Source organism: Odoribacter sp. N54.MGS-14, assembly GCF_000980295.1.
GTDB classification, from domain to species: Bacteria; Bacteroidota; Bacteroidia; order Bacteroidales; family Marinifilaceae; genus Odoribacter; species Odoribacter splanchnicus.
Genome location: NZ_LARL01000015.1, coordinates 1 through 25883, shown reverse-complemented (window position 1 = coordinate 25883; position 25883 = coordinate 1). Strand labels below are relative to the sequence as shown.

The 25883-nt window shown below is 45.6% G+C and carries 25 protein-coding genes, 1 tRNA gene and 2 rRNA genes; 9 read left to right on the top strand and 19 right to left on the bottom strand.

The genetic code is table 11. The features are described 5' to 3' along the window. Positions 1-52: 52 nt before the first annotated feature. The 4 genes from ung to WS42_RS05115 form a co-directional block, all read right to left on the bottom strand. Positions 53-715, bottom strand: a complete 663-nt coding sequence (gene ung / locus WS42_RS05130; RefSeq protein WP_022159697.1) for a uracil-DNA glycosylase — start codon at positions 713-715, stop codon at positions 53-55. Between the two features lie 177 nt (positions 716-892). Continuing rightward, the gene (locus tag WS42_RS05125) at positions 893-3697 is read right to left on the bottom strand and encodes an FAD-binding and (Fe-S)-binding domain-containing protein (RefSeq protein WP_046450806.1); all 2805 of its coding nucleotides are present in this window, start codon (positions 3695-3697) and stop codon (positions 893-895) included. Position 3698: 1 nt separating this feature from the next. Then, positions 3699-4073, bottom strand: coding sequence for a DoxX family protein (locus tag WS42_RS05120; RefSeq protein WP_013611499.1), 375 nt, complete (start codon positions 4071-4073; stop codon positions 3699-3701). A 50-nt stretch (positions 4074-4123) separates the two neighbouring features. Then, positions 4124-4372 (bottom strand): hypothetical protein, encoded by a 249-nt coding sequence (locus WS42_RS05115; protein ID WP_022159695.1) that lies wholly within the window; start codon positions 4370-4372, stop codon positions 4124-4126. A 526-nt stretch (positions 4373-4898) separates the two neighbouring features. Between WS42_RS05115 and araJ the strand changes: the two genes are divergently transcribed. Both araJ and WS42_RS05105 read left to right on the top strand, forming a co-directional pair. Beyond that, positions 4899-6056 carry an MFS transporter AraJ gene (gene araJ, locus WS42_RS05110; RefSeq protein WP_046402997.1) on the top strand — a complete coding sequence of 386 codons (1158 nt, stop codon included), beginning with the start codon at positions 4899-4901 and terminating at the stop codon, positions 6054-6056. A 17-nt stretch (positions 6057-6073) separates the two neighbouring features. Then, positions 6074-6463, top strand: a complete 390-nt coding sequence (locus WS42_RS05105; protein ID WP_013611501.1) for a VOC family protein — start codon at positions 6074-6076, stop codon at positions 6461-6463. On the opposite strand, the gene WS42_RS05100 is transcribed toward WS42_RS05105, so the two are convergent. Next, on the bottom strand, positions 6460-6735 hold the full coding sequence (locus WS42_RS05100; protein ID WP_013611502.1) for a GNAT family N-acetyltransferase: 276 nt from the start codon (positions 6733-6735) through the stop codon (positions 6460-6462). The genes WS42_RS05105 and WS42_RS05100 overlap by 4 nt on opposite strands. A gap of 135 nt (positions 6736-6870) precedes the next feature. Between WS42_RS05100 and WS42_RS15345 the strand changes: the two genes are divergently transcribed. Beyond that, complete coding sequence (locus WS42_RS15345; protein ID WP_013611503.1) at positions 6871-7263, top strand: hypothetical protein; 393 nt, start codon at positions 6871-6873, stop codon at positions 7261-7263. Here WS42_RS15345 and WS42_RS05090 read toward each other — a convergent pair. Then, positions 7253-8767, bottom strand: a complete 1515-nt coding sequence (locus WS42_RS05090; protein ID WP_022159693.1) for a bifunctional metallophosphatase/5'-nucleotidase — start codon at positions 8765-8767, stop codon at positions 7253-7255. The genes WS42_RS15345 and WS42_RS05090 overlap by 11 nt on opposite strands. A gap of 136 nt (positions 8768-8903) precedes the next feature. On the opposite strand from WS42_RS05090, the gene WS42_RS05085 reads away from it, so the two are divergent. Further along, positions 8904-9407, top strand: a complete 504-nt coding sequence (locus WS42_RS05085) for a flavin reductase family protein (RefSeq protein ID WP_022159692.1) — start codon at positions 8904-8906, stop codon at positions 9405-9407. Positions 9408-9531: 124 nt separating this feature from the next. On the opposite strand, the gene crcB is transcribed toward WS42_RS05085, so the two are convergent. From crcB to WS42_RS05035, 10 genes are all read right to left on the bottom strand, one after another. Beyond that, the gene (crcB, locus tag WS42_RS05080) at positions 9532-9909 is read right to left on the bottom strand and encodes a fluoride efflux transporter CrcB (RefSeq protein WP_013611506.1); all 378 of its coding nucleotides are present in this window, start codon (positions 9907-9909) and stop codon (positions 9532-9534) included. Positions 9910-9934: 25 nt separating this feature from the next. Continuing rightward, positions 9935-11317 (bottom strand): MFS transporter, encoded by a 1383-nt coding sequence (locus tag WS42_RS05075; RefSeq protein WP_022159691.1) that lies wholly within the window; start codon positions 11315-11317, stop codon positions 9935-9937. Between the two features lie 15 nt (positions 11318-11332). Continuing rightward, positions 11333-12307: an urea transporter gene (gene yut / locus WS42_RS05070; protein WP_022159690.1), complete on the bottom strand. Its 975-nt coding sequence runs from the start codon at positions 12305-12307 to the stop codon at positions 11333-11335. A gap of 18 nt (positions 12308-12325) precedes the next feature. Further along, positions 12326-13243 carry an urease accessory protein UreD gene (locus WS42_RS05065; RefSeq protein ID WP_022159689.1) on the bottom strand — a complete coding sequence of 306 codons (918 nt, stop codon included), beginning with the start codon at positions 13241-13243 and terminating at the stop codon, positions 12326-12328. Then, positions 13240-13890 (bottom strand): urease accessory protein UreG, encoded by a 651-nt coding sequence (gene ureG, locus WS42_RS05060; RefSeq protein ID WP_013611510.1) that lies wholly within the window; start codon positions 13888-13890, stop codon positions 13240-13242. The genes WS42_RS05065 and ureG overlap by 4 nt, the downstream gene beginning before the upstream one ends. Positions 13891-13912: 22 nt before the next feature. Continuing rightward, positions 13913-14605 (bottom strand): urease accessory protein UreF, encoded by a 693-nt coding sequence (locus WS42_RS05055; protein ID WP_041556483.1) that lies wholly within the window; start codon positions 14603-14605, stop codon positions 13913-13915. Between the two features lie 45 nt (positions 14606-14650). Further along, positions 14651-15280, bottom strand: coding sequence for an urease accessory protein UreE (locus tag WS42_RS05050; RefSeq protein ID WP_013611512.1), 630 nt, complete (start codon positions 15278-15280; stop codon positions 14651-14653). 86 nt (positions 15281-15366) lie between these two features. After that, complete coding sequence (locus WS42_RS05045) at positions 15367-17085, bottom strand: urease subunit alpha (RefSeq protein ID WP_013611513.1); 1719 nt, start codon at positions 17083-17085, stop codon at positions 15367-15369. Positions 17086-17087: 2 nt separating this feature from the next. Then, positions 17088-17597 (bottom strand): urease subunit beta, encoded by a 510-nt coding sequence (locus WS42_RS15795; protein WP_013611514.1) that lies wholly within the window; start codon positions 17595-17597, stop codon positions 17088-17090. A 7-nt stretch (positions 17598-17604) separates the two neighbouring features. Next, a complete protein-coding gene (locus tag WS42_RS05035) occupies positions 17605-17907 on the bottom strand; it encodes an urease subunit gamma (RefSeq protein WP_013611515.1) in 303 nt (100 codons plus the stop codon). A gap of 736 nt (positions 17908-18643) precedes the next feature. On the opposite strand from WS42_RS05035, the gene WS42_RS05030 reads away from it, so the two are divergent. From WS42_RS05030 to tsaA, 5 genes are read left to right on the top strand one after another with little or no spacing between them, the layout of a single operon-like run. After that, positions 18644-20695: a TonB-dependent receptor plug domain-containing protein gene (locus WS42_RS05030; protein WP_229032453.1), complete on the top strand. Its 2052-nt coding sequence runs from the start codon at positions 18644-18646 to the stop codon at positions 20693-20695. A gap of 12 nt (positions 20696-20707) precedes the next feature. Then, the gene (locus WS42_RS05025) at positions 20708-21799 is read left to right on the top strand and encodes an ABC transporter substrate-binding protein (RefSeq protein WP_046402993.1); all 1092 of its coding nucleotides are present in this window, start codon (positions 20708-20710) and stop codon (positions 21797-21799) included. Further along, complete coding sequence (locus WS42_RS05020; protein ID WP_046450805.1) at positions 21792-22856, top strand: FecCD family ABC transporter permease; 1065 nt, start codon at positions 21792-21794, stop codon at positions 22854-22856. Before WS42_RS05025 ends, WS42_RS05020 begins: the two co-directional genes overlap by 8 nt. 11 nt (positions 22857-22867) lie before the next feature. Next, positions 22868-23623 carry an ABC transporter ATP-binding protein gene (locus tag WS42_RS05015; protein WP_013611519.1) on the top strand — a complete coding sequence of 252 codons (756 nt, stop codon included), beginning with the start codon at positions 22868-22870 and terminating at the stop codon, positions 23621-23623. A gap of 56 nt (positions 23624-23679) precedes the next feature. Then, positions 23680-24537 (top strand): tRNA (N6-threonylcarbamoyladenosine(37)-N6)-methyltransferase TrmO, encoded by an 858-nt coding sequence (gene tsaA / locus WS42_RS05010; protein ID WP_046450808.1) that lies wholly within the window; start codon positions 23680-23682, stop codon positions 24535-24537. 89 nt (positions 24538-24626) lie between these two features. Here the strand turns inward: tsaA and rrf are convergent. The 3 genes from rrf to WS42_RS04995 form a co-directional block, all read right to left on the bottom strand. Beyond that, positions 24627-24737: ribosomal RNA gene (rrf, locus tag WS42_RS05005) — 5S ribosomal RNA — on the bottom strand. Between the two features lie 60 nt (positions 24738-24797). Next, positions 24798-24874, bottom strand: a tRNA-Met gene (locus tag WS42_RS05000). A 45-nt stretch (positions 24875-24919) separates the two neighbouring features. Beyond that, a 23S ribosomal RNA gene (locus WS42_RS04995) occupies positions 24920-25883 on the bottom strand; the annotation flags it as partial.

Genomic DNA, 25883 nt, shown 5'->3' with positions numbered 1-25883 from the left:
TATTTTTCATATTAAACCGCACAAAAATATAAAATAGTTCTTATAATCAGAATCACCACTCGATTTCTGCCAATCCTTTACTCCGGAAATAGGCATTGGCTTTACTGAAATGCTTGCATCCGAAAAAGCCCCGGTCTGCAGACAGCGGGGAAGGATGGGGAGCCGTCAGTACACAATGCCGAGTACGGTCGATAAAAGCCCCTTTTTTCTGAGCATACGCCCCCCACAACATAAACACGATATGCTCCCGTTCATCATTCAGTCGCCGGATCACGGCATCCGTAAACTCTTCCCAGCCTTTTCCCTGATGCGAACCGGCCTGATGTGCCCGTACGGTCAGAATGGCATTGATCAATAATACTCCCTGATCCGCCCAGCGCTCCAAACGTCCCGAACGGGGAATAGGCTTCCCCAGATCGTTCTGTATCTCTTTGAAAATATTTACCAACGAAGGCGGGAAAGGAACTCCGTCCATCACCGAAAAGCAAAGTCCGTAATACTGCCCCGGCTCGTGATAGGGATCCTGCCCCAGAATGACTACCTTTACCTTTTCAAAAGGACAAGTATTGTAAGCATGAAAAATCCGACTTCCCGGAGGGAAAACCGTATAACGCGCATATTCCTCTTTCACAAATCCCACTAAATGCTCAAAATAGGGTTTATCGAACTCTTCCTGTAATTGTCTCCGCCAGCTTTCTTCTATTTGTACTTTCATAGTAATTTGAAATCACAGACACCACTACATATTTCATTTATTTTTGCAAAAATAACATAATAACCACAAATAAAAAAATGAATACAGGGAATCGGATCTGCATTCCCTGATTCGGTTGAAAGATCACCTTTACAAAGAAAAAAATGCTCCATGCATATTTACACCAGGACCTCATACCTACGTTCCCTGGTCCTGAATTGTCTCATCCACCAGATAAACGATCGACTCATACGGTTGTTCGATATGGTCCTGCATCGCAATCTCACAGGTCCGTGCCAAAGAATAACAACCGTCGAACGATTCATGGCCAATTTCATCCCGTTCATCCCGGGTTGCCGAATCAGACAACTCCGGAAAAATGAAACCGCGGTCACCGGAAGCCCCGCAACATCCCCAATTGTCAGGTAATATAACTTCCCGGGCACATTTACGGGCAATATCGAGCAACACCGGAGTAAGTCCCATGATCTGACAGGAACAGGTCGGATGAAGTAAAATCCGATTTTTCGGGCGAATAACTTTGATTCGGGGTAAAACAACTTCTTTGAGCCATTGTGTGATATCCATGATTTTCAATTGCTTGTATTTCTCCCGGTTTTCGGGGGTAAGTATGTCCCCACCGGTTTCAAACAACAGTGTATGTGTACACGAAGTGGTATCACAGAATATCGGAATCCGTCCTCCGCCCGACCATTTATAAAAACTTTCTATCGTACGGTTGGCGGTCAACCGCTGTCCCGCAGGATTTCCCTTATGTTCCCAAATCTGTGAACAACACAACCCATGCGCCTCTTCTGGCAGACTTACCCGAATCCCGGCTTTACCGGCCAACCGCAGTACTACTGTGATCAAATCGTCTTTATGCAAACCCGAAGCACCGAAAATACGGGTGACACAAGCCGGGAAATAAACAAAATCGGGATTCGCTTCTTCCCGGTAATGTAATTTTCGGGGCATCGGAAAATGAGACGACCAATGAGGCACCTGATGCGATATCCTGTGTAAAAAATCGGTAGCCCAAAGCAGAGGATAAGGTGAAATAACCCGTTCCGTACCTACAGCCACCTTCAACATAGCACGCAGGTCGGTTTCCACCGCTCCGAAATGTTCTGCTCCGTAGTACAGGATATCCGACTCTGCGGGAGTTGCCTTTTTAGCCCGGATAGCATCGGTGACCACAGCCGTGCTGATCCCCATAGGACAAGGCACCTGACACATCCCATCCGCCGCACAGGTCTGTTCGCCGATATAGTCATATTCTTTTTCCAGCTCCCTGCTACCGGTCCGTTCAATAATTCGTCGGGCCTGCAATCGCTGGCGAGGTGTTAGCGTAACATAACGAGAAGGACAAACATGCTCACAAAACCCACATTCGATACATGTATCGGCCTTTTTATAGTTCAACTCCCCGGCAAAAAGTGTCATCTTCTTGATCGAATGTAAATGGGCATCCGGATCTTCATTCAGGATCACTCCTTTATTCAGTATACCCTTCGGATCTGCCAGTCTTTTCAGTTCCTGCATCATAGCGTAAATTTCAGTTCCCCACTCCCGCTCGACAAAAGGGGCGACAGCACGCCCGGTACCGTGTTCACCTTTTAGCGAACCGTCGAGCGAAAGTACCAGTGTGACCATTCCTTCCATAAAGCGGGAAAAGTTATTGACCTCGGTTACAGTCTCCATCCCCGAAGTCACCAAGGGATGTACATTTCCATCGCGGGCATGTCCGAAAATAGAACCTTCATAACCATGTTTTCGGAATAACTGCTGTAATCCTCCAACCAGATCAGCCAGTTTTCCAACCGGAGCAGCCACATCTTCGAGTACCACGGCATTACCCGGAATACGAGCCCCTGCAACACAAGGAAAAATGCCGTTACGGACCTCCCACAGCTTTTCCCGCTCGCTCACCGTATGGGTGAACTCTTCCATATCGACCATACCATCCAATTTCTTCAGCCGGGGCTGTAGACGTTTTACCATATCCTGCATTTCTTCCGGCGACTGTGCACCATAATCGATCAGCATAGCTGTCGTCCCCCGGGGTAATTCCGGACGGTTTCCCAGGCTGCTGAGGGCAGCATAATCCATCATCTCTACCGATACCGCTCCACTTTCTCCGAGGAGAGCTGCAGAAGCCGCCGCTTGCGTAGCATCCTTGAAATAAAGCATCGCCGAACTATACACAGGCATCAGCGGCAAGGTGTTCAACTCCGCCGAAACGATAAATCCCAAAGTACCCTCCCCACCGATCAGCAGATGAGCGAAAATATCCATCGGGTGTTCGAAATCGACGAAAGCATTCATGCTGTACCCGGTTACATTCTTGATCTTATATTTTTCGATAATCCGGTTACGGATTTCATCGTTCTTCAGGATTTGTTCCCGTATCCGCAACAACCCCTGACATAACCATTCTTCCTCCTGCTCAAAGCGTTGCCGATCAGCAGCAACACTACTATTGTAGCGATGGCCGTTAGCCAACATAAACTCGATAGCACTTAAGGTATGGTAGGAATTATAACGCGTTCCGGTCTGCATCCCACTACTGTTGTTCGAAAGTATTCCCCCCATCATAGCCGCTATAGCCGAAGCAGGATCCGGCCCGATTCTTGTCTGGTATTTTTTCAATATCGTATTGATCTGATGAGCGGTCAACCCCGGCTCAAACCAGATTTTCCGTCCATGATCACGTACCTCGCTTTTCTTCCAGGCCGTACGCAATTCACAGATAATCCCTTCATTAACACTCTGTCCCGACAACGAAGTCCCTCCGGTACGGAAAGTGACGTTCACCCCGGCTTCCGAAGCGATAGCCAGCAACTGTTGTACCTGCTGCGGGGTATCGGGCCGAACGATGACTTCCGGTTTGATATCGAAGTAAGAACCGTCCCGGGAATAAATCTCCCGGTAAAGATCGGAAGCGAGAATCTGGTGGGTATCGAATATTCCACCCAAGCGATGTAAAAGTTGTCTGTTCATATCATCCCCGATTTTTACGCCTATACCACATTTCCCCATAAGCAGCTACCTGTAACGACCCGCCGATCAGCCCCAACACCGAAGCCATCGAAAGCCAAGAACTAACCCCATGGAAATCAGGCAAAATTGCAAAAAACAGAACAAAAAACAGCAAGACCGATGCCAGTACTCCGCTCAAACGCGTCAGAATATTGGTAAAAAAACTCAGTGCTACCGCCCACCAACAGATTCCGATCAAAATCACCCATACCACCGGACGTCCTACGCCCTGAGGTACCATAGCCGCATCTGCAGCAGTATGTGCAAAATGCAAATACCCATAAACAACATAGGCCAAACCTAACATAATCCGGCCAAAACTTAAAACAGGTTTCATCGATATCATATTTACTATTTACCGATTAAACCCATTCTCCTCCCGATTTGTTACAGCCCATCGTAAAAAAATACTCCAAATCCATCTACTTCGATTTCAATTTTCGGACAGACAATTTTACCTCCGTTAACGCAGATACCTCTCAAAGTTACCTGACTATCCTTCACATTCAAGTGAACCAGAACTCCATCAGCGGTGAGTCGGCAATCGGCCGACCAAGAAATAACCAAATCAGCTCCAGCCGCCTCTTCCGGAAAGAAAGCCATCTTCTCCCACTCACAACTATCGCAGATCGTCAATAAATCGGTTTAACATGATTATTTTCCATCCCTTTGCCGATTAGAATTCACATTTACAAAAAACATATTCACCTATCGTGTGATGAAATTATATTCCTAAACCGAAGATGTCTTTCACTTATTTAAATCCCCCCTGAGGACCAGATTTAATAATCCAATTCCACCCTACCAAACTATAAAATAAGTCGCAATATCAAGAAAAGAAGGATCTATTTTATCACTTCCGATTTTTTTAATTTTAGGTTTTGTATAAAATCACAGGGACTGCGTATATCATATTATAATCCCCTACCCCGACAAATCAAGGTTATTGGTACGTTTTAAAAGCGTCTAAACCAATCCCCTTCCCTAATCACAACCACCCCGGCAAACTTCAGAACCCCTTGCTTTCCCTGTAACTAAAAACCATACTTCTATCCACCATCCGGAGTATACCAAACACTTAGATGCAACTTTATTTTTTGATATAGATCAAATTCTTCTGTAAAGAAACGTATTATTTTTGCACTCCGAAAATTTGATTACAATGAAAAAGAGTCTTATCGCTTTAGCTTTCGGCACATTAGGATTAGGGATTGCCGAATTTGTCATGATGGGCATTTTGCCCGATGTTGCCAAAGCTTTAAATATCAGTATCGCTACTGCAGGGCATCTGATATCGGCTTATGCGATCGGGGTATGTGTAGGCGCTCCGCTTCTGATCATCGCCCGCAAATATCCGTTGAAAAATATTCTATTGGTATTGGTGAGTATGATTATGCTGGGAAATATCATTGCAGCTTCTGCGCCCAACTATTGGATTTTGATGTTGGGGAGATTTATCTCAGGTTTACCCCACGGTGCTTATTTCGGTGTCGGTTCTATCGTTGCTGAAAAACTCGCCGACAAAGGAAAAGGATCGGAAGCCGTATCGATCATGATAGCCGGTATGACGGTGGCTAATTTATTCGGTGTACCCCTGGGTACTTCGCTGAGTGCTGCGATTTCCTGGAGGATGACTTTTTTATTGGTAGGCGTTTGGGGAGTGCTTATCCTCTACTATATCTGGCGCTGGGTGCCTCAGGTAGAAAAACTACCCGATACCGGTTTCAAGGGACAGTTCCGTTTTTTGAAATCACCGGCTCCCTGGTTAATCTTAGGAGCGACCATGCTCGGTAACGGAGGTGTATTTTGCTGGTATAGCTACATCAACCCCTTACTGACTCACGTGTCCGGCTTTCGTCCTGAGAGTATCACGCTATTGATGGTATTGGCCGGCTTCGGAATGGTCGTCGGCAACCTGGTCAGCGGCCGGCTTTCCGACCGTTTCACCCCGGGACGGGTAGCAGCTTTCACGCAGGGCAGTCTCTCCATTTTACTGTTACTGATCTATTTCCTCGCTTCTATCTCCTGGTTGTCGGTCATTTTAATGTGCCTCTGTACTGCCGGACTATTCGCCCTTTCGAGTCCTCAGCAAGTTTTACTCATCCGTTTCTCCCCCGGAGGAGAAATGTTAGGGGCAGCCAGCGTACAGGTCGCTTTTAATCTTGGAAACGCTATCGGAGCATATTGCGGAGGATTACCGTTACAAGCCGGTTTAAGTTACCGCTATCCGGCATTGCTCGGAACCTTCTTTGCCCTCGTCGGTTTTATACTACTGGTCCTTTTCTCCAGAAAATATGAAACTGCCCGGCAACATGTATAAAATAATTTCAACACACCATGAAAATTACACACATCGGAATCTGGACCAAACAATTAGAAGTATTGAGGAGTTTCTATACCACCTATTTTCAAGGGAAGTCCCATGCAAAGTATATAAATCCGAAAAAAGGTTTTGAATCTTACATGCTTCATTTCGAAGGAGGATGTACATTGGAAATCATGTCCCGGACAGATGTAGACCAGGTACGGAATAGTGAAGACCGGGAATTCATCGGTTTTGCCCATCTTGCCTTTTCAACGGGGAGTAAAGATCAGGTCGATCGACTGACAGAGCGTCTCCGGCAGGCAGGGTACAAGGTCATCGGAGAACCCCGCACAACCGGAGACGGTTTTTACGAAAGTGTGATTCTGGACCCGGACAACAACCGGATCGAAATCAGTGCTTAACTGATCAAATCCCGATAATTCGTATGCCTCAATAAAAAGGCTTGAGCAAAAGCACAGTTCGGGATCACACTATAATGGTGATCCCGGGCATAATCCAGTGCGTACTTCATCAAAGCCGATCCAACTCCCATACCTTCCATCGGTATCGGAACAAGGGTATGAAATATATCCATCACTCCATCCTCCAGGTCGTACTCTACAAAAGCCATCAAGCCGTTTCGGTCGTATTCGAAACGATGGCGCTTCTCATCATGCTTCACATTATATTCCATAGCTTCTCTTTTTAAATAAGTCACACTGATGATACGTTTTCTACCCTTTACTGTTACACGATATTCCGTCAAGAAACGCCGGCAACAGAAATGAAAGTTTTCCGTATAACAAAGAAAAAAGGATAAAACGAGACTATGAATCCAGGAATCGATATTGGGGAGAGAATACGGCTTGTGTTTAAAAAGACAGGGTGGTCTGTAGCTTATTTCGCTCAGCAAATTCAAAAAGACAGAACCATCGCATACAACATTTTTAAACGAAAAATCATAGATACGTCATTACTTTACGATATTTCCATGGCATTAAACACGGATTTCTTTCAATATTTTTCCGATTGCCTGGCAGAAAATAACAAACTTATCCGCATGGAAAAAGAAAAAAAATCTTCTCCTCATCCGGTAAAAAAGAAAAAAATCCTCTTAGAACTGGAAATCACGGAAGAAGAATACGGACATTTCATGAACCATATATTGAAAGCGGGACAAAATCCCGGTTCTGCCCAAGAACCTGATTCTTCTAATCGGTAAATTTGATCCGACCATCCACCCGGGGGATTATTTTTCCCTTCGTCTGAATATATTCGATCAGCACATCCGATAGAGAGCGGGAGGTATTTTCCCTCCCTGTAATATTTTCCAATCCAGCCTCATAGCCATCTTTCCCGGCCGCAACATAATCACAGGTAGCCATATAATACATTTTATCGTCTTCAATAGGCCGGCCGGCTATCGTCAATGTTCTCACCCGCCCGGAATCGTAAACCACCCGTACCTCACGGGACACCTGAGCAAAAGCTCCGTTGCCCAAAGGGATAGAGGCGATATGATCGAACAATCGCCGGACTTCACTACCGGATAAGGCTACCACCTCGAGGACGTTATCAAAAGGTAATACGGCCAAAACATCTCCTTTGGTTATTTTACCGGCAGGCAGGCTTTCCCGGATACCACCGGAATTAGTCAAAGCAAAATCGACCTTCAGATTCAACTTCCCGGCCTTCCATTTTAAAGCATCGGCTACCAGATCTCCCAAAGCCGTCTCGCCATAACGGGCCAGATTCTCTCCATCCTGAAAAAGGGAAAATTCTTCGGTAGCCTCCCCTACGACGGTTGCCAAATCCTTCTCCGCCGCTTCGACATAAGGCCGCAATTGCAGGCTCAAAACAGAATCCGGCTGAAATCCTTTTATCAATACCGGTTTCCAATAAAATCCTACAAAACGTCCTTTTTTCATTCTTATAATACCTTCACCGACGTATCTTCCACTCTGATTAGCCGTAACGATCGTCGTCTTATGGATATGCTCCGGCCGCTCGATAAAAGAATGTGAATGTCCGTCGACCAAAATATCGATACCGTCTACTTCCTGTGCCAATCGGTAAGAAGTGATAAAACCGGGTGCCGACTCGGTAAATCCGAGATGAACCAGACCGATAATCAGGTTTACCTGTTGTTTTTTCAATAACTTAACCACTTTCCGCGCCGCCATCACCTCATTTTCGAAAGTCACTTCCCCGGCATGGATACTGACATTTTCTGTATTCTTCGTAGTCAATCCAAAGATTCCTATTTTCACTCCTCCTATTTCTTTGATCAGATATTCTACTCCCAACGGAGTTCCATTCCGTTGGATATTAGACGTCACAAAAGGAAATTCGGCCCATTGCATCTGCTTCAACAAAACGTTCAGGGGTTTATCGAATTCATGATTCCCTACAGTAACAGCATCATATCCCATGTAATTGTAAGCCAAGATATCGGGCTTTGCATCCGCCCTATTCGAAATAGCTTGCCCGGTATTGATATCCCCGGCATCGACCAGGAGCACATAAGGATTCTTCTCTCTCACCATCCGGATAAAAGTAGCCCGCTCAGCCATTCCCCCCACACTATCCACAGGCAAAATGCTACCGTGACTATCATTGGTATTCAAGAGTATGATTTGATACTCCCGGTTATTTTGATAAATATACAGTCCTAAAACGGCAATGACTACCACCATAGTCATCCCCCATATCTTCAGCGCTCTCATTATTTTTACTTTAATCGGTCATTCGTCACACCAACCTTGTTCGGCAGCCAAAGATAGAATAATCTATCGAATATTTCTTTGATATTCTATTCACAATTTAATAACTTTACCCACGTGAACACAAAAACAATAAATGATGCAAGAACTAGCAATAAAAGATCTGACTGAAAATTTTTTTGAAGCGATCGGTAAAGAATGGATGTTGGTGACTTCCGGTTCAAAAGAAAAATTCAATACGATGACAGCCAGTTGGGGTGGTATCGGTTTTCTCTGGAACAAAGCAGTTGCTTTTATCTTTATCCGGCCCGAGCGTTACACTTACGAATTTATAGAAAAGAACGACATGCTGACACTTTCTTTCCTGGGTAGTGGTAACCGTTCTATATACAACATTTGTGGAAGTAAATCCGGGCGTGATACAGACAAAATCAAAGAGAGCGGACTGCTTCCCCTAACGACCCCGGATGGTAACGTGACCTTCGAACAAGCCCGTCTGACCCTCGAATGCCGTAAACTATACGGCCAATTGTTATCTCCCGAGCATTTTATCGATAAAAGTCTGCCAGACAAATGGTATGGAGCACAGGGAAATTTCCATAAAGTGTATGTCGTGGAAATCCTGAAAGTATGGGAGAAATAAGCGGTTCAATATAGCCACAGCAGGATTCGTAAAGTTTATAAAGCTTCGGTTTCGCCCAATCGTCACATACCGATAAGATCCGATACTTTACAAACATTACGAATTTTATAAACTTCAAACTGATTCAAGCCGGTTTTACGACACTACGTCCTAACCATACTAAAACAATTCCCAATACAATACTCAATACCAGATAAGCCGAAAAATACCCCCAATGTTTATTCTGCATCAGTAAAAACATGTCGTCGGCAAAGGACGAAAACGTAGTGAAACCACCACAGAAACCGGTGATCAGAAATACATTCATATTGGCAGAAATCAGGTGAGCTTTTTCAGCCATACCGAAGAATATTCCGATGACAAAACTACCGATAATATTCACTGCAAAAGTTCCCCATGGAAAAGGAGAAGAAAAAACATAATGAGCTAATTTACCTACCAAATAACGCAGGCAAGTACCGATAAATCCTCCTGCCCCGGCAATCAACATCGCTTTAAACATAGTTTCAAATTTTATAATTTAACAATTAAACTTTCTCCGGTAAATGCTTCAATACCAAAGGTCCGACAAGCAGGGTAATCACTCCTCCCAATACGAGCACAGCAATCGCTACGATTAAAACCAGTTTACCTCCCCCGAGTTGCAGTAACGGAGGGATAATAAAGGTAGCGATAATAGCCCCCAATTTACCTAATGCAGAGGCAATCCCCTCTCCACTCGCCCGCTCCTGTAAAGTATAAATCCGGCTCGGTAATTCGAAGGTGGAAAGATGCGGCCCGGCATTTAAAGCCAGTTCAAATAATAAGAATCCGCCTAAGGTCACTCCCAACGGTGCCTGATAGATATACCCTAAAAGGGTGACGAATAATCCGAGAGCACAAAGAAAGAAACCGAAGGTCTGGGCATGGAGCAGGTTCAGTTTTCGGACGATAGTCAATCCGATGATAAACCCCAACATAACGAAGAAGTTGATATAAAACGTAAAACGCAAAGATTCGACCACCCTGGGGAAAGCTTTGCCGCTTTCGGGAATCAATCCTAAGGTCAGTAACAACACAGGAGTAAATATACCGATACCGTATACTCCCATGCCTTCACATCCCCACGGAATACCGCTGAGAACAATCCGTTTTATATTTCCCCGGGCAAAAATATCCCGGCGGGAAGATTGGGGCCGGGTTGTCTTATCTTTTTTACTGGCCAACTCACCGATGTACACATCCTGCCCCAGAAAATGTTTGACATTCTTTTCAGCTTCCTCTACTTTCCCATGAAGAGCCAGCCATTCAGGGCTCTCCACAAACCAGAGACGAGCCAGAAAAGTGACGACAGCAAAAAATGTCAGAAATAAAAACAAATGATTCCAAATCTCCGGATCGGAAGATTCTTTCAATACATACCAAGCCACCAGGATCATCCCGATATTTCCTAAACCAGAAGTAGCCTTGGAAATTCCCAACATGGTCCGCTTCCATTTTTTAGGCATAATCTCTGAAACATACGAAGGATCTAAAGCATACGCCCCGCCTATCGCAAAACCGATCAGTAGCAAACAGACCGTCAATACCACCAGAGAATGACTGAAATAAACACCCAGCGAAGCCCCGGCAATGACCAGCGGACAAAGCCGGAAAAAGAAAAGATACCCGTATTTATCACTGAACCGCCCGAAAAACAAAGACCCCAGCATTATACCGATCAATCCGCAAGCAAAGATAAACCCCTGCAACCAGGGAGATAATCCAGGATGATGGGTCATGGCGATCAAGGGAGCGATAACACCCACCAAAATAGCCAATGCCCCACCAAAAAACTGTCCGGCAGAGGCAATCATTAAAATAAGGATATGCCCTCTACGTAAAGGCATCGTATCCATGTTATATTCCGGTAATTTTTGACTCTCTACCATAAATCTGAAATTTCTCTATCCTTGTTGTAATATCTTTTTATCCAGATTCAGATGCGGCCACAGGAACAACCAGGTTGCCACACAAAACGGACCGGTCAATGTCGGAATCCCCAACGGAGAAAAGAAAGTATCCATACCGGCCTGAATAAATACGGTAGCGAAGATTCCCAGCAAAGTCCAGATGGCGGTCCGCCAATTGACCTGATAAAAAGTCATTCCCAACGCTATAGCAGTAAGCACCGGACTAAAGCTGAACAAACCGTTGGCGATATCCCCACCGTTACATTGATACAAAATGGCAACGGCCAATGCCAGGGCAGATCCGATAGCAGCCCAAATGGCAGCCCAATAGTTGCTGATCGCCAATCCGATCAAAAACAACAATCCGGTCACCCAGGATTTGATCAGAAAAACCTGCCCGATTCCAGTCAGCCAATAGATCACCAAGTCTTTAAAACCGGTATCGAATGCCGAAGAAAAATTACCGGGCAATTCGGGAGCACCTAATCCGGAATCGGGCAGTCCGTGCATAATCCGCGCAGCCATCAGTACGAACCAGGTGGTCAACACAAAAGGAAAAGTAAACGAACTCACTTTATAAGGAGCCAATAAATGGTTCAATCCGACCATCACCCAGGTTGTCATAGAGGAAAAGATAACAATGGCCAACCACATTAAGGGTACATTCCCTAAAAATGTCGGTAAGGCACATCCGACCAAAACCCCGTTGAATCCCCAAAGTCCGGCAGTTCCTTTCTCTGCGGGATACCTCAGGAGATATCCGGTAATCGTGGACATAAATACACCGGCCAAAGCCCCCCAAGCCACTGCCGGATTACCCGTTACATAAGAGCCGTAGAAAATCCCGGCTAAAAAGAATAATCCGGTCCAGGCATTATCCTGGAACATCACCTGTCCTGTTCCTTTACACAGGATTTTCCAAAAACCAAAAGAAAATACTCTTGGCAAAGTTGCTGCTTGTGTTTCCATAATTTTTGTTTTTCATTTTTATCTCCAGGCAAACTCTTCAGGTAAAGGTTTACCCTTGACTTGCATTCGTACAGTTGAACAAAATTGCCGGACAACTTTCTTCACCGGAGAGGTTTCTTTCCCCAACACTTTGAATATCAACCCACAGTCATTCGGCAGATGACTTATTCCGACTGCAATATCTTCCTGACGGTCGATATAAGCTTTTGTCTGCTCATAAATCCGGGAAGTTTCCTGAGGAGGAGTCAATACAACGACATTGGCAAAAACATCATAATCATGCATCGTTCCGATAGCCCGTACAGGATTCAGGAAAGGCTCGGCAACCAATTTCTCACGGAACAGAAGCGTACCGTCGGGTCGGTGGGCCCGTGTACAAACCGACAGCAAGTCGTATTCGAACAATTCCCCTTCTCCGTAATATTTCCTTCCTCCCATATAGATCTCCGAATAGAATAAAGTCGCAGTCGGATCGATTTCGATATCCGTATCAGTAATATAACGACTGTGACGGCAAGGGATAGTCGCTTCGGGCATATATTCAAGATAGGCATTCTCTTCCAATACAAAGCACTGTTTCAGTCCTGAAAAATTATATACCATCTCGGCAATTTTCGTTGCTGCACCGGTAGATATACAGGCATAAGCATCCTTACGGACGGTAAAACGGTTTTCATAGCGGTCCCCATCCACATTCGGCCCTCCTGACGACAGAATATAAACACAGGGCATTTCAGGCATCCCCTCGTCAAAGTACAATTCTTGCTGTACAATGAGCGGAGCCCGCCTGTCCCAATGCCGCATAATCGACTTCTTGTCTTTATCCAACTCGAATACCAGATCCAGCGAACCGAATTTTCCCGGTGCACCTAAACGCATCGCCTTCGTCGGTTCGAGATAAGGCTTCAATTCTCTACATGTCGTATAATCGTTCATACTTTCATCTCTTCAACCTCTTTTTCCGAAACACGGTCGAACAAGGCCATATCCCGGATCAGAGTAACCAACTCTTTAATACCTTCACCGGTCATACAATTGGTGAACACAAAAGGCTTTCCCGGACGCATCAATTCAGAATCACGGCGCATTACTTCCAGATCGGCATGTACATAAGGAGCCAGATCGGTTTTATTAATGACCAGTATATCCGAATAGGAAATTCCGGGACCGTCTTTACGCGGGATTTTATCACCGGCAGCCACATCGATCACATAAATAAAAAAGTCCACCAGCGCAGGACTGAAAGTCAAAGTCAGGTTATCTCCTCCCGATTCGATCAATACGACGTCGCTATCGGGAAATTTAGTTTCCATTTCCTCGACAGCGGCAATATTCATCGAAGGGTCTTCCCGTACGGCCGTATGGGGACAAGCACCGGTCTCGACACCGATAATCCGTTCTTCTGCCAGATAACCTTTCAACATTTTACGGACATGTTTGGCATCTTCGGTGGTCACGATATCGTTGGTAATAATCAAAACCTGTAAACCCAATTTCAAAAAATAAGGAGTAATGGCTTCGATCAAAGCTGTTTTCCCGGAACCAACCGGTCCGCCGACGCCAATTCTGCATGTATTGCTCATAATAATTTCAATTTTTTAGATTTTAATTCATAAACATCCTCATCTTCCCTTTTTCATGCAGCGAAGCGATGACGTCCATTTCGGGGGCAAAAGCCTGCATATCTTCAAAGTTCAGTTCACGCACGATTTTATAATTTTCTGCCGCCTCCGTACAAAGCCGGTAAAGGATAGCCTGGGTCTCATAGTGGGAAACTTTGACACACCGTAAAGCCGCATTGAGAATCATATTGATCGCTCCATACTCGATAGCCACGAACAGATCTTTCTCTGTAGAACCATTTTGCTGAAAATAAATCGCTTGTGCTACAGGATAGGTTCCCGGTGTTCGTTCTGCCCGAATATCTTCCAACCAACGGCTCATCCAGGGACTATCGGTAATCTGAGTACAAATTTCGGCCATTTTTTTCCCCATACGGATCAACATCAGCCGGGCTTCCGCATTCATTTTACAAAGGATGATTTGCCGGTCAGCCTCCAGAATCGTCTTATAGTTTCCGCCGGCAGCAGCCCGAAAAGCGATCAGGGCCGCTATAGCATCACTGTAAATGGTCTGACGGAGAGCCGTACGGGTATATTGTTCAAGCGTTTGAGCATCGTATACGATCCCTTCGAATGCAGCCGTTTCCAGCCCATTAGAAAAAGAAAACGTTCCCACCGGAAAAGCAGAATCCGAAAATTCAAGTAAACGCATCAATCGGGTAATCTCATCAATCATCATGTTATATTTTCAGGGTTAAGATTTCGGTAGTTTGTATAGTAATCATGAATGTACCTCCCCGTATTCATGCCGGTGGGAATGTTCGTGATCGTGTGTATGATCGTACCCGTGTACGGCATCGTGATGATGGGTGATCTCCTGCGAACTTCCCCCGAACAGTTGCCTGATTTCATGTGGTGCCAGAAAAGGGATCACTTCCAACCCGGTCTGAAATTCATAGGTAATATCTTCAAAATGATGGGTATCCATTACACTGGTCATCACCTTCTTGTCTACAGTCAAAGGGATATATAATTTTGTACCCTTCACGATAGCCGGCCAATGTTGGTTACCAACGGCATGCCCAAGTTCGACACAACGACGAATAATCTCTTCAGGTGTTTTCGCTGCAATCTTTTTCAATTCGACGACCAATACCGGTTTCAATGCGATACGTATCACGATGGCCACTTTCCGCTCCGGGTCATATTCGAGTATATCCCCATTTTCGATCTGACTGTGACGCTTCAAAGCGACGGCATATTCCTGTCCGTCCGAACCTTTAGCAATGAAGCGACTTTTCTGAGCCGTCCATTGATCCAGCTCCAGGTATTCGATTTTTGTGTTTTTCAATTTCTCCGCCCATTGCGGGTCAGTTGTCATATTTCCTATGACTTCAGAAAATATTTTCATAAAAAGAATTTTATAGAGGAAGTGCAATCGAAAGGTTACAAAGGCACTTCCTCATCGGTGAATAAATTGTTCGATAAACCTTCGGATCAACTAAACCAATAGAGTTGTGCCAAAGAGAACTTCTGTGCCGGTTTAACATAAGCCTGCCGGCCATCGATAAACACTTCAAAAGTCTCGGGATTGACATCGATCTTAGGCATATTTCCGTTGAGTACCATATGTGGTTTACCGATCTGACGGCAACCGTGTACCGGATAAACGATCCGTTGCAACCCGTATTTCTCTTTAATACCGGCATCATGAGAAGCCCGGGATACAAAAGAAATACAGCTCTTCGGCATAGCCGAACCGAAGCTGCCGTACATCGGCCGGTAGTATACAGGCTGTGGTGTCGGCAAAGAAGCATTCGGGTCACCCATATTCGCCCAGTTGATCATTCCCCCTTTGATGACTAATTTAGGTTTAGTACCGAAAAATGCCGGTTCCCACAATACGAGGTCGGCCATTTTGCCTTTCTCGACAGACCCTAACACTTCCGAGAAACCATAAGTCAAAGCCGGGTTAATCGTCAATTTTGCCAAATAGCGTAATACCCTGAAGTTATCGTTATCAGCAGAATCCTCTGCCAACTTTCCCCTCACCTGTTTCATATAACTTGCCATCTGGAAAGCACGTAAAAAGTTTTCACCTACACGTCCCATAGCCTGAGAATCGGAAGAAATCATCGAGATAACCCCCAGATCGTGCAGTATATTTTCAGCAGCCTGAGTTTCGGGACGTACCCGGCTTTCTGCAAAAGCAACGTCGGACGGAATTTTCGGATTCAGGTTGTGACATACCATAATCATATCGAACAACTCAGCCTGGGAATTGATACCGAACGGCAGCGTAGGATTGGTAGAAGACGGAAGTACATTTGCCAGAGAAGCCACCTTCAACAAGTCGGGAGCGTGTCCGCCACCGGCACCTTCAGTATGATAAGTATGAATCGTACGTCCATCGATAGCAGCGATCGTATCTTCCACATATCCGCCTTCGTTCAACGTATCGGTGTGAATAGCCACCTGAACGTCGAATTCATCCGCTACAGCCATCGTAGCCCGAATAGCAGCAGGAGTACTTCCCCAGTCTTCATGAATTTTAAAACCACAAGCACCGGCTAACATTTGTTCAACCAACGGACGACGAACAGAACAGTTACCTTTGCCCAGAAAACCGTAGTTTACAGGCAGGCCATCGATGGATTGTAACATCCGTTTCATATTCCAGGTACCGGAAGTAATAGTCGTACCGTTGGTACCGTCGGTCGGTCCGACACCACCACCGACAAGCGTAGTGACTCCATTACTCAGGCAATGGTAGGCTTGCTGCGGTGCGATCATGTGTACGTGACCGTCGATAGCTGCAGCTGTCAGAATCAGATGTTCTCCCGAAATGGCATCGGTAGCAGCTCCTGTTACCAATTCAGGGGTAACTCCCCGCATGATATTCGGATTGCCGGCTTTACCGATTCCGGCAATTTTACCGTCTTTTACTCCGACATCCGCTTTGATCACCCCCAATATCGGGTCGATAATCGTTACATTAGTAATGACTAAATCCAACGTACCCCCTTCTGAAGTCGTAGTATTCGCCAAACCCATACCATCCCGTAAGGTTTTACCACCTCCATAGACTACCTCATCGCCATATACACAAAGGTCTTTTGTAATTTCAACATACAGATCGGTATCTCCTAAACGGATTTTATCACCTACGGTAGGGCCGTAAAGGTCGTTATATTGTTGTCTTGATATTGTTGCCATAATTACTTTGTTTTTTGATTCTTTTTCTGGAGGTCAGCTTCTGCACTGGCTTCATCTATGATTTTAAAACCCAAATTTTTTGCATTCCCGATGGCCTGAATCCGTTTCGGATAATAAGTCGGAGCATCTTCATCTCCGGTAAATCCTTGTACCAACCCATTGAATCCCATAACATACTGTTTACCGGAATAAGCGACGACTTCAACCTCTTTTTCATCACCCGGTTCAAAACGTATAGCTGTTGTTGCCGGAATATTCAGGTGACAACCGAAAGCTTTTGCCCGGTCGAATTCGAGATACCGGTTCACTTCGAAGAAATGGAAATGCGAACCGACCTGAATCGGACGATCACCCGTATTGTGGACAACAATCTTTGCTGTATACCGACCTTCGTTGTATTCGATCGGCTCTGCACTCAAAATCTCCCCTCCGACTCCCACATGTTGTTTCGGAGTAAAACCCGGTACAATGGGTGCTTGTTTCGGAGTACCTGCCTTATTCATATCTGCCATAATCTTACTATTTAATCGGTTGATGAATACTTACCAGACGGCTACCATCGGTAAAAACCGCCTCTACCTGAATCAAAGAGATCATGTCGGCCACTCCCTCCATCACATCATTTTTGGTCAATACTTTTGTGGAATCGGTCATCACCTGTTCCAGGGTTTTTCCTTCGCGAGCTCCTTCCAAAGCTGCCGAACTGATGTAGGCTACAGCTTCCGGATAATTCAGCTTCAACCCTTTTTCCTTACGCCGTGCGGCAATTGCACCTAATGACAATAACATCAGCTTGTCAATTTCTTTCGGTGTTAAATGCATAGTTTTCCGTTTTTAAATGTTAAATAATATTTTTTAATACAGAAGGAGTATCTTTTTTCCTTCCGGCCTTAACACGAGAACTACGCTGGAATTTTAAAGTTGTTTCAAAAAGAGAAATGTTATTCCGGTATTTAGACTACCTTAACCTTAGAGAGCATATGTCGCAAATACATATAGCATTCATTTTCATGTATATACATTCACATCTATCCATTCATAATCCGATAAATATTAAATTACTTTAATTTCCGGGGGAATAAAACCAAACCTTTCCCGGGTGCGTATGAGTTTAAGTAATCTAAACAAAACACGATGAATTCAAAAAGATCAGGGGCTGTCCGGTTACCCCTAAAGGAACCCGTAATCCTAAAATCCGAACACGATCCTTTCCTGTATGGCAACATTGCCAAGAGAGACGTGATAGAAACTATCAGCAGGAAAGCCATATCGTCTCTCAGTAAAGAAATTTCAGAAAATTATAAACCAGGATCACTTCTGTCATTACCAGGTATCACTTTTAAGCTACAGGCCCTCAATCTGCCAGCGCCCTTATTCCCTGGAAGAAGTTATCATTACGGGGTTCCGAACGCAATCCCCCTCTCATACAAAACCCGGGAAGTATCAGCGTCATCTTCCCGCCAGTGACCGATTACAGAACCGACACTCGTTTTTATACTAAAACCGGTCGGTTATTCACTCACGTTTCAATTTTTCTGAAATTTCAATGTATTTTCTTATGACAACTCTAAAATTAATTATACTCTTATGCTGTAGCTCAACGGTAGCGATAAGTTATGGCCAGACTTCAAAAGTAGATACGACTTTACGCCTGGAAGAAGTCGTCGTTACGGGCTCGGGAACCGAACGTCCGATCAGTCAGAGCCCCGGCAGTATCCATGTCGTCACCCCTTTGCTCCTGCGTAACAGTCCGGCCCAAAGTGTCGACGACATTCTTTCGATGCTCTCAGGAGTGAACACAACACGTAGTGACGGGATCAGCAATATGCACACCAACGTCAGTATCCGGGGATTGGCCGGAGATGAACAAGGCCGCACGCTCGTCCTCTTCGACGGCATTCCCATCAATACTTCGGACGAAGGCTCGGTAAACTGGAATAGTATTCATATAGACAATGTGCAGCGTATCGAAGTATTCAAAGGTCCGGGATCTTCCTTATACGGCAATAGCGCTATGGGCGGAGTCATCAATATCATCAGCAAAAGACCGGTTTCGCCCTTCTCGCTCAACACCTCGGGTTCCTACGGGAGCCTGAATACCTGGAAAACCGATCTGGGCCTATCCAGCCGGATAAACGACAAGTTCGCCATTTTTTTATCCGGTTATTACAACAAAAGCGACGGCTTCAACAACATCCCGGATAGCCTCCGCACAGAACCCGACTATAGTGTCGCCCGCTTTATGAAAGAAGGGGGATTATATGCTAAGGTCCTCTACAATCCGACAGCCCTATTCAATGTCGATTTAGCCTATGACCTGTACAGAGACAAACGGGGCGAAGGAGAAAAAATCCAAGCTCCCGACGGCGAGTACCGCCATTTCAATCACAACCGGGTCCAAAGTCGTTTTTACGGGGAAAAAGGAAAATTTTCTTACCAGGCAGCACTTTATTTTCAACGCCAGGATTATTTCAAATTGGACGAACGGATAAAAGGCGGAGATTATCAGCGTTTCGATGTAAAATCTCACCGGGACGACTGGGGAGCGATCATGCACCTGCGACTCGAAGGACGTCACAATGCTTTTGCACTCGGCGGAGAATTTAAGAATGGAAGCATCGACGGAGGAGACCATTACGTCACTTCGACCGATGAAGTGCTCAACAAAGGCTCCATCCGTATCCTCTCTGTATTCGCCCAGGATGAACTCAGTCTTTTCAACAAAAAAATCTGGTTACAGGTTGCTTTACGTTACGACAATGCTTATTTTCATAAAGGATGGTTCGAGGCTAACGGAGAAAATGTCTCCGATTTCAACACTTACAACGGAAAGCTAAAAAATAACCGTTGGGAACATCTCTCCCCCCGGGTAGCTCTGCGCTATAACCCCACCCGAGCCATATCTGCCTATATTTCTTATTCTCAAGGTTTCCGGGCATCTATTCTGGACGACCTTTGCCGTTCAGGATGGATGTGGGTAGGACCTAAGATCGCCAATCCGGAATTGGGACCGGAACAGATCGATAATTATGAGATCGGCGGTACGTTCCGGCTCACCAAAAACTTGTCTTTCTCCCCTTCTCTCTACTATGCTAAAGGAAAAGACTTTCTGTATTATGTAACTACAGGAGAAAAAATGTGGGGAAAAAGAGATATATTCCAACGGCAGAATGTTTCTAAAGTCGATGTAAAAGGCATTGAAGCCGACCTGAATTATATCCCGTTCAATGGTTTGAAAATCAACCTCAACTATTCGTATAATAACCCGAAAGTCAAAGACTTTAAAGAAAAACCGGAACTGAATAATAAAATACTGACCTATGCTCCTAAAAACCAGATAAAGGGATATGTGCTGTGGACCGGCGGGATTGCAGATGTCATGTTCCGGGGACGATATAAATCCAAACAATATACCACCGAAGATAATTCGGCAGCCATCGATGGCTTTACGATTTGGGATGCACAGGTATCCAAATGGTTTTTCGACCACCGGCTTTATGTCGGTGGGGAAATCATCAATATGTTCGACAACAGACACATGAACACCAAAGATTATATGTCCGCCGGTCGTTTAATGAATATCAAAGTGGCTGTTAACATCAACCGATAAAAATCACGATATATGAAATGGTTGCACTATTTATTTATTGTCAGTCTTCTCCTGTTTTCGTGTAAGGGGCAGAACGTTAAAAACAAGCGTCCTACCCGGCTTTTAACCGATGCATTACAAAGGGAAGTGGCGCTGCCCGATACGATCCGTCAACTGGTCTGTATCCGGTCTTCCGCGATCCGGTTGGTTACTTATGCGGGAGGAGCCCCGTTGATTTGCGGAGTGGAAGAACAGGAAACACGTCCCAATGAATTTACTCATATTTTCGCCCATCCCGATCTGGCCAGGCTACCGATCATCGGTCCGGGTATGGGGGGAGATCCAGAACTCATTATGGCAGCCGGACCGGATGTGATATTTATGACTTCGACCACTGCCGGAGAGGCGGATGCTCTGCAGAAACAGACGGGAATTCCCGTATTTACCATTGAATACGGTGATCTGGGTAGAAACCGTCCGACATTTTACAATTCACTTCAACTGATCGGCCAGGTCCTGCATACCGAAGACAAGGTCGATTCGCTGATCGGTTTTATCGATGAGCAGATTGCAGATCTTCAAGCCCGAACTGCCGGTACAGATAAATCTGCCAAAGTCTATGTCGGCGGCATTTCCTATAAAGGACAAAAGGGTATCACTTCTACAGATCCTTATTATGCTGCCCTGGATTATCTGGAAGCCGACAATGTGGCTTCTGAACTCGATTCGACCTACGTATCCCCGATAACAGGGACCTATATCGACTGGGAACAACTGATCGACTGGAATCCCGATGTGATCTTTATCGATGTCGGCGGTTGGCCATTGGTACAGGAAGATTTTAAAACCCGTCAGGGACTCAACCGCCTGCTTAAAGCCTATGAAAACAAACAAATTTATACCCTTTGGCCCTATAACAACCATCATTCCAATTTCGACGTCATGCTAGTCAATGCCTGGTATGCCGGTAAAGTACTTTTCCCGGAACACTTCGGGGAAATAACGATGCGCGGCAAAACCGACGAAATTATGACGATGTTCGTCGGAGCTCCGATTGCAGATTCTTTGATCCAACATTGGGGTCCCTACCAAAATATTTTCGACGGAAAAGAAAATCATGAGTAACGAAGTTTTAACACAATATAAAAGGTACCGGGCCAGAAACCGCCGCTTTATCTCTGCGATGGTTTTATTATTGGCCGTTACCGGTATCGTCTCCCTGATCATCGGTTCACACCGAATCGGTTGGCAGGAGCTATGGGCGATCGTACAAAACGAAGGCACGGAAATGAACCGGCAGATCTTGTTAAATATCCGGTTACCACGTATGCTGGCAGCCGTAATTACCGGGATTATCCTATCGCTATCAGGAGCGATCATGCAAATTTTGTTACGCAATCCCCTGGCCTCCCCCTATACGCTGGGGATATCCAATGCAGCAGCCTTCGGAGCCTCGTTCGGGATTGTATTTCTGGGAGCCGGAGCCGGCATTACCCGGTCTTCAGACCTCTTTATGATCACCAATCCATATGTCATTACCCTTTCAGCCTTCTTAGGCAGTCTGTTGGGATTGGCTATCATTCTGATCATCATCAGGGGCAAACAGGCCTCGGTCGAAACGATCATCCTTTCGGGAGTGATCATTAACTCCCTGTTCGGTGCCGGCATTGCGGTCATGCAATACGTAGCGAACAACGTACAGTTGGCTTCGATCGTTTTCTGGAACTTCGGCGATCTGGGACGTAGTGACTGGTCGAAATTACTCTTTTTAATCGTCGCACTGATTCCGGCCCTGATCTACTTCTATCTGAAACGCTGGGACTATAAGGTGCTTTGTTCAGGCGACGATTATGCACAGAGTATGGGTGTCTATCCGCAACATACCCGGATGACCGGGATGGTCGTCACCTCGCTGATCACTGCCGTAGCTGTGTCTTTTTTCGGAGTGATCGCCTTTGTCGGACTCGTCGTTCCCCACATCGTCAGGAAATGCATCGGAGATAACGAAGAATTTTTAATTCCCGGTTCTGCAATCTTCGGAGGAATGTTTCTGTTACTGTGTGACACGGTCGCCCGCACGATCCTCTCCCCGATCATTCTACCGGTCGGTATACTGACCTCATTTTTAGGGGTTCCTTTGTTTTTATTCCTCCTGACCCGGAAAAAAAAGATAACTCAGTAAAATCTAAAGATATGATACAAATTAAAGTCAAAGACCTATCGTTCAGTTACAGTGGCTTCCGGGCATTACAGGATATCTCCTTCGAGGCAGGAGCAGGTGATATGCTGGCGATCATCGGACAAAACGGCTCGGGGAAAAGTACTCTCCTGAAATGTATCAGCCGGATATTGAAAATCAATACAGGCCATATCGAAATCGGGAATATTTCCCTCTCAGCCCTTTCTGCGTCGAAACTCTCCAGGATAGTCGCCTATATTCCCCAATCAACAGACTCGATCAGCGGGATCAATGTGTTCGATACGGTACTATTGGGACGTAAGCCGTATATTCACAGCAGACCGGCTCCGGAAGATATGGAATTGGTCAGCCGGCTACTCACCCGTCTCGAACTGGATGAAGTCGCTATGCGTAATCTGAACACCCTGAGTGGCGGACAACAACAAAGAGTATTCATTGCCAGAGCTTTAGCCCAACAGCCCTCCATCCTGCTATTGGACGAACCTATCGCCAACCTGGATATCAATCATCAGATGAAAGTGATGAAACTATTGCGGCAACTGACCCAAGAAGGTATCCTGGTTATTATTACCATCCACGATATCAATATGGCTGCCCGCTTTTGCAATAAGGCACTTATGCTGAAACAGGGCCGGATCTTCGCCTCCGGTATGCAATCCGTCTATACTCCGGAAAATATAGAAAACCTTTACGACATCCAGGTCGATATCCTCCGTCATAACGATTGTATCTGTATAATACCTCAATAAAATAAAAAATAATGAATTTTTTACATTTTACCACGAATCTTTTACCTATTGTGACTATGATTGTTCTAGAACCTATCGGTTTCGTACATAATACATGTACCACCAGCCAAGCACCTGAGTTTATAAAAAAAGAAATTTCAGAAATCGAGATTCTTCCCGAATATTCGGAAGGTTTACAGGATATAGAACAAGCTGAATACCTCGATCTTGTATTTTCTTTTCATCATGAAAAGCGTACCGAACTGGTCACCCGCATCCGTTCCGGTGAAATGAAAGGTGTATTTGCTTCCCGTTCCCCCAAACGCCCGAACCACCTGGGAATAACTACCGTAAAACTGATTCGGCGGGAAGGTGGCAAATTGTATGTCGAAGGAGCCGATGCTTTAGACGGTTCTCCGGTGATCGATATTAAATATTGCGATACCTCTGTCTTCGACCAAAAACATGTTCACCAAACCATTCAGGCAGATTCGCCCCGCATCGACATTGTCCGAAATATCATGCAGAATGAAACCGATGAGTTATTATTAAAAGCTGCACAATTCCATGGACATATCTGTCCCGGCTTAGCTTTAGGAGTTTTGGGGGCAACTCAGGTAATGCAACAATTATACAATCAGCAGGAAGATCCCCAAGCGTATACTTTAACGGCAGAAATGCAAAATTGTCCGATCGACGGAGCGATGTTTATCACCGGTTGCACACCGGGTACACACCGTTACCAGCAAGGCGATCCGGAAAACATGTGTTTTTACTTAAAAAATAAAGCCGGAAAAGGCTGGAAAGTCAGTTTCGATCCCAACAACCGGGAATATATGAACCGTCATCTCCCCGCCGACTTGTCAACTTCCGCGAAAGGTTTCGCCACCCTTAAACTCGATCCTCACCAACTGTTCACCATCGAAACACTATAGTTCACGGGGGAGGGAAGCGATTGATCGCTAAAGACCCGCCCCTGGATGTCCGAAAAAAAAGCGAGTCACTTTCGTAACTCGCTTTCACAATTCGGCGCCAACCTACTCTCCCACCATAAGGCAGTACCATCGGCACTCAGGGGCTTAACTTCTCTGTTCGGAATGGAAAGAGGTGGATCCCCCCGGTTATAGACACCTTTTAATATTTTCAATTCTATGATTACGTACCATCGAACACTCTTGCTCTGTAATCTTTAGTTTGGTAGCGAGAGGCGGGCTTGAACCGCCGACCTCATGATTATGAATCATGCGCTCTAACCAGCTGAGCTACCTCGCCGTTTTGACATTTACACCGGAAAGATAAAGAAAAATATACTCCGCTTAAAGTAAACATTCGGGTAATTAGTATTGCTCGGCTGTGCCGTCACCGACTATACACCTGCAACCTATCAACGTTCTCATCTCGAACGACCCTGTAAGGATATCTCATCTTGAAGCTGGCTTCGCGCTTAGATGCTTTCAGCGCTTATCCAATCCATACATAGCTACTCAGCAGTGCATCTGGCGACACAACTGATTCACCAGAGGTATGTCCAACCCGGTCCTCTCGTACTAGAGTCAGAGCTCCTCAAATATCCTGCGCCCACAACAGATAGGGACCGAACTGTCTCACGACGTTCTGAACCCAGCTCGCGTGCCACTTTAATCGGCGAACAGCCGAACCCTTGGGACCTTCTCCAGCCCCAGGATGTGACGAGCCGACATCGAGGTGCCAAACCGCTCCGTCGATATGAGCTCTTGGGAGCGATCAGCCTGTTATCCCCGGAGTACCTTTTATCCTTTGAGCGATGGCCCTTCCATGCGGAACCACCGGATCACTATGCTCTTGTTTCCAACCTGATCGACGTGTCGGTCTCACAGTCAAGCACCCTTATGCCATTGCACTCTGCAGACGATTACCAAACGCCTTGAGGGTACCTTGAGAAGCCTCCGTTACACTTTTGGAGGCGACCACCCCAGTCAAACTACCCACCATGCAATGTCTCCCTAACGGGATTAGACCTCAGATAACAAAAGGGTCGTATTTCAACGACGGCTACTCTACGCCTGACGACGCAGCATCAAAGCCTCCGACCTATCCTACACATCTGTTACCCAAAATCAATGCAAAGCTGCAGTAAAGGTTCACGGGGTCTTTCCGTCCCGTTGCGGGTATCCGGCATCTTCACCGGAACTACAATTTCACCGAGCTCATGGTTGAGACAGTACCCAGATCGTTACACCATTCGTGCAGGTCGGAACTTACCCGACAAGGAATTTCGCTACCTTAGGACCGTTATAGTTAC